This window comes from Arsukibacterium sp. (genome assembly GCF_033722355.1).
In the GTDB taxonomy this organism is placed as follows: domain Bacteria; phylum Pseudomonadota; class Gammaproteobacteria; order Enterobacterales; family Alteromonadaceae; genus Alishewanella.
The window spans coordinates 1-5,364 of the sequence record NZ_JAWVZF010000179.1 but is presented as its reverse complement, the minus strand read 5'-3'; the positions used below and the strand labels follow the sequence as shown (position 1 = coordinate 5,364).

4 protein-coding genes and 3 tRNA genes are annotated in these 5,364 nt (G+C 49.9%); all 7 read left to right on the top strand.

The window, feature by feature from the left end; genetic code table 11:
- Positions 1–1,366: DHHA1 domain-containing protein (locus tag R3177_RS12955; RefSeq protein ID WP_318971446.1), on the top strand; the 1,366-nt coding region annotated here is incomplete at its 5' end.
- Positions 1,367–1,607: 241 nt separating this feature from the next.
- Positions 1,608–1,808, top strand: coding sequence for a carbon storage regulator CsrA (gene csrA, locus R3177_RS12950; RefSeq protein WP_097111610.1), 201 nt, complete (start codon positions 1,608–1,610; stop codon positions 1,806–1,808).
- Positions 1,809–1,968: 160 nt separating this feature from the next.
- Positions 1,969–2,058 (top strand) — tRNA-Ser (locus tag R3177_RS12945).
- A gap of 12 nt (positions 2,059–2,070) precedes the next feature.
- Positions 2,071–2,147, top strand: a tRNA-Arg gene (locus R3177_RS12940).
- Positions 2,148–2,199: 52 nt separating this feature from the next.
- Positions 2,200–2,276, top strand: a tRNA-Arg gene (locus R3177_RS12935).
- A gap of 192 nt (positions 2,277–2,468) precedes the next feature.
- Positions 2,469–3,800 (top strand): PqiA/YebS family transporter subunit, encoded by a 1,332-nt coding sequence (locus R3177_RS12930; RefSeq protein ID WP_318971445.1) that lies wholly within the window; start codon positions 2,469–2,471, stop codon positions 3,798–3,800.
- A partial coding sequence (gene pqiB, locus R3177_RS12925; RefSeq protein ID WP_318971444.1) for an intermembrane transport protein PqiB occupies positions 3,797–5,364 on the top strand: 1,568 nt, incomplete at its 3' end. The genes R3177_RS12930 and pqiB, both read left to right, overlap by 4 nt.

Here is a 5,364-nt window from a genome sequence, read left to right as displayed (position 1 = left end):
GGGATTTGAGGCGGCGATGAGTGCTCAGCGTAAACGGGCACAGCAGGCGTCAAATTTTGGCACAGATTACAATGCAACTTTAAGCTCGCATCAGCACACCGCTTTTACCGGATATGAGCATGATTTTGGTGATGCGACTGTCGTCGAGATTTTCAGCGACGGTAAAACAGTCGATAAGCTCACCGCAGGCGCCAGTGGTTTGGTTGTGCTGGATGAAACGCCATTTTATGCTGAATCAGGCGGTCAGATTGGTGATAGCGGCAAGCTGTTGCTGGCCAGAGGGGGCGAGTTTACCGTGTCAGATACTGTGAAACTCGGCAAAGCCTTTGCTCATCAGGGGACGGCGACAGCTGAACTTTGTGTCGGCGATAAAGTGGCTGCCAGAATTGACAGTGAACGACGTGCTGCCATTAAACAGAATCATTCTGCTACCCATCTGCTGCATGCTGCCCTGCGCCAGATACTGGGTGAACATGTTACCCAGAAAGGCTCTCTGGTTGGGCCTGAGCGCTTACGTTTTGATTTCAGCCATTTTGAAGCGGTCACCCCGGCTGAACTACGTAATATCGAACTGCTGGTAAATCAGCAAATTCAGCTCAATCATCCGCTGCAAACCCGGTTGATGCCGGTAGAGCAGGCGAAAGCGGCGGGAGCAATGGCCTTGTTCGGCGAAAAATACGATGAAGAAGTCCGGGTGCTGTCGATGGGTGACTTTTCGATTGAGCTGTGCGGCGGGACGCATGTCAGCCGTACCGGTGATATTGGTTTATTTAAAATTGTCACCGAAGCCGGTATTGCTTCAGGTGTACGGCGGATTGAAGCAGTCAGTGGGAATGGCGCTGTGCAGTATATTCAACAACTGGAGCAACAGGCGGCACAAGCAGCAGGTTTGCTAAGAGGGGATGTGTTCAGCCTGACTGAAAAAGTCCAGCAGGCACTGGATAAGAGCCGGGGGCAGGAAAAAGAGCTTGAACAACTGAAAGCAAAACTGGCCAGTCAGGCAGGGTCGTCGCTGGAGAGCAAGGTGCAACAGCTGGCGGGTGTTAATGTGTTAATCAGCGAAGTGGAGCAGGCTGATCCGAAAAGCTTAAGAACCATGCTCGATGAGCTGAAAAACAAGCTGAGCCCGGCTGTTATTCTGCTGGCTACCGTGAATGATGCTAAAGTTAGTTTAATTGCCGGTGTCAGTAGTGAACTGACAGCCAGGGTGCATGCCGGCCAACTGGTTGCCTGGGCTGCCCAGCAGCTTGGTGGTAAAGGGGGCGGCCGGCCGGACATGGCACAGGCCGGTGGAACAGATGTCAGTGCATTGCCAGCTGTACTTAGCAGTGCACAGCAGCATATAAGCGAAAAGTTAAATAGCTGATCGCCCGGCAGCGTAATGACGTAATGTCAGAAGACGTCTCGTTTCACCGTTTTAAAGGCGGTTTGTATCGCGAAACCGCCCGGCAAAGTGGCAAAGTTGCTAAACTATGCCGGGCAACGGGCGTGTTGTATAAATATCAGGTGTTGGCTTTTCAAGCAGGGGCCTGCTGAGTTATTATACGGCGTTTTATCGAAAACAACGGTGAAAAGTCACTGTAATTGCAAGGAAAAGGAGCAAGCGAATGCTAATTCTTACCCGTCGGGTTGGTGAGACTCTGATGATCGGTGACGAAGTCACTGTCACTGTGTTAGGGGTAAAAGGAAATCAGGTTCGGATTGGTGTTAACGCACCGAAAGAAGTCTCAGTCCATCGTGAAGAAATTTATATGCGGATCCAGGCTGAGAAAGATACCTCTGGTGGCGGCTTTAACGAAGCTGACTAAAAATAACCGGCAGGACGCTGGTGACCAAATTGTCTGTTTTAAACAATAGCCGGTAAATATTGAACGAATTGTTTAAAAGGTCGGCAAACAGACTTTACTGTCCTAAAAATTGTTTGACTTATTTTCCTGAGACATTAATATACACGCCGCAACACAGCGCGGAGAAATGGCCGAGTGGCTGAAGGCGCACCCCTGCTAAGGGTGTATAGGGGAAACTCTATCGAGGGTTCGAATCCCTCTTTCTCCGCCATTTTTATAGATTGGACGCATAGCTCAGCTGGATAGAGTACTCGGCTACGAACCGAGCGGTCGGAGGTTCGAATCCTCCTGCGTCCGCCATCTATAAAATTCTGGATGAGTCTGAAATAGTCTCACAAGTGCAGTACCCCCTGGACGCATAGCTCAGCTGGATAGAGTACTCGGCTACGAACCGAGCGGTCGGAGGTTCGAATCCTCCTGCGTCCGCCATATTTGAAGAACCCGCTGAAGTTAACGCTCTGGCGGGTTTTTTGTTTTCGCCTAATAAATTTTCTTTGCTGTTCAGCGCCGGCTTATCTGAAAAGTGATATATTCTGCTGATTATATAAGGTAACTTTTACTCCGCCACGTTGACGTCAGAAACGTTGCGCAATTTTTACCTTCTGCAGCTAAGGGTAATTTGTGGACACTACTGCCGGCAAAGCAGCACAGCAAACTCACTGTTCCAGTCAGGTTAATGACAGTGGCACCAATGAACTGGTGTTGTGTCCGCATTGTGATTTATTGCAGTTTTTGCCGGTATTAGCTGCCGGCGAAGAGGCACATTGCGTGCGTTGTCAGTATCAGCTGGATGCACGCCAGCATAACCCGGTGATGCGTCCTGCTTTATATGCGGCATCTGCGTTATTAATGCTGGTGCTGGCGAATCTTTTCCCCTTTGTCAGTATGGCGATTGGCGGTAATCGCAGCGAAATTCATTTTTTTGATACCTCCGCCGTATTGTTCACTGAATATCAGCAATTGCTGGCGGTACTGATCTGGTTGTTTATTCAGGCTGTGCCAGCGTTTTGTATGCTGGCTGTTATTTATTTAAAACTGGGCATGCGCTATCGGTTACCTGCGCGGATTTGGGTGGCCAGAGTCCTTTACATGCTTAAACCATGGAGTATGGTTGATATATTTCTGATGGGGTTACTGATCAGCTTTGTTAAACTGGTTGCCACAGCAGAGATTTCACTGGGCATGAGTTTCTGGGCGTTCTGTTTGTTTTGTTTATTGCATTTGCGCACCTTTCAGGTGCTGGACAGGCATGCACTGTGGGCCAGTATTGCACCGAGCCCACAGCCGGCTGCCACCGTCAGTACAGGTTATAGCGGGCTGGACCAGCAACTTAAGTTGTGTCAGTGTTGTACTGCAGTGATGCCAATCCAGCAAGCTGTGTGCAGCCGTTGTCATACCCGGGTGACGCCCCGGATACCCGCAAGTCTGCAAAAAACACTGGCTTTGCTGATCACGGCCTGTGTGCTGTATATACCGGCAAATATTCTGCCGATTATGCGTACCGTGTCCTTTGGTGAGGTTACCGATTCAACCATTATCAGCGGTTTTATTCTGATGTGGCAGGATGGCGAATATCCGGTTGCCATTATTATTTTTCTGGCCAGCGTCGTTATCCCTATCGTCAAAATTGTCGTGATGTTTTGGTTATGTTACCTGGCCAGTGCACGACGACAGACTGCTGGCAAATACAGTGGCAATGTATATCGGCTGGTCGACTGGGTTGGGCGTTGGTCGATGGTGGATGTACTGGTGGTTGCATTTATGGCCGCCCTGGTCCGTTTTGGTTTACTGGCCAGCGTCTATCCGGGCGTCGGCGCAGTACTTTTTGCAGCAGTCGTTATTACCACCATGTTGGCAGCTGTAAGTTTTGATCCGCGTTTGCTGTGGGATAACCAAACCCCCCCTGCAGTACAGCGCCCTCAGTCCCTTAATGCAGAAGGAGCAACAATGTGACAAAGCCGGCCGCGCTTAACGCAAATGTCAGGATTATTAAGCAATGGTCACCGATCTGGGTTGTGCCAATAGCGGCGGTGTTAATCGGGCTGTGGATGTTGTTTAGCCATTTTCAGAACCAGGGCGTCATGCTTTTGCTGATTGCTGAAGATGCAGAGGGTATTGTCGCCGGTAAAACCCAGATCAAAAATCGCAGCGTTGATGTCGGCCAGGTGGTATCGGTTGAATTGAGTGAAGACCTTACCAAAGTGCTGATCCAGGCCCGGATGAAACCGAATATGACACCACTGCTTAATGCCGGCTCGCAGTTCTGGGTAGTCAAACCTCAGATAGGTCGCGGCGGAGTAACCGGTCTTAATACGCTGCTGTCGGGGGTTTATATTGAGCTACAGCCAGGTGATAACGGTGAGACACAACTGAACTATCCATTGTTAAACTCACCGCCGGTTGCACCAGCAGATGCGCCCGGCGTCAGGGTAAAGCTGAATTCAGCTGATACTACCGGCCTTGCCGTCGGAGACCCGGTATTGTACCGGGGATATGAAGTGGGCACGGTGGAGTTAAGTGAATTTAACGTGTCAGACCGGCGGACCCGCTTTCAGCTGTTTATTCATGAACCTTATGATGAGCTGGTCACCGAGAATGTCCGCTTCTGGTTAAGCAGTGGTCTGGCCTTTGATTTATCAGCTGAAGGTTTAAGCGTCGATATTGGCTCGGCAACCACCTTACTAACCGGTGGGGTCAGTTTTGATCTGATGGACGGCTGGCCAGCAGGCAAACCAGCAACTGACGGCACAGAATTTCAGTTGTACCCGGATAAACAAAGTATTCAGGATGGATTGTACAGTCAGTATATTGAATATCTGGTGTTTTTTGATGAGTCTGTCCGGGGCCTCAAACCGGGCGCACCGGTAGAATACCGCGGTGTGCGGGTAGGTACCGTGGCGACTGTGCCATTTTTCTTTAATATTGATAAACCTTTTGAGGTATCGTTGCAGCAGGGGATCCCGGTACTGATCCGGATTGAATCTGCCCGTCTTTACGAAAAACTAAACTTGAAACAACTGGATAGCGAACTCCAAAAAGCAATAGAAGATGGCCTGCATGCAGTGTTGAAAACCGGCAATTTAATTACCGGCGCTTTATATATCGATCTGGATATCAACGGCGGCTGGCGCCAGGACAGCAATTTACAGGGATTGTTTGATGAGCAGCAGCGGCTGAGCCGTACTCTCGGCTATCCGGCTCTGCCATCGGCGCGCAGTGGCTTTAGTAATATGGAGCAGAAGCTGCTGATGGCACTCGATAAAATTAATAATTTACCTGTGGAAACGCTACTGGCTCAGGGCGAGCAAACTCTGGCCGCGACCAATGAGGTGATGCAGAGCTCACAACATCTGGTGCAGAGCATGCAAACCTTACTGGACCAGCCACAGCTGCAACAATTACCATCAGACATTCAACTGAGTTTGCAGCAGCTTCGCACTACGCTACAGGGCTTTAGCCCTGATGGCGCTGCCTATAATAATGTTAATGCCAATCTGCAGGCATTAGAGCAGGTGTT

Coding starts and splice junctions, on each gene's coding strand:
- csrA (WP_097111610.1), top strand. CDS start 1,608: ATGCTAATTCTTACCCGTCGGGTTGGTGAGACTCTGATGATCGGTGAC.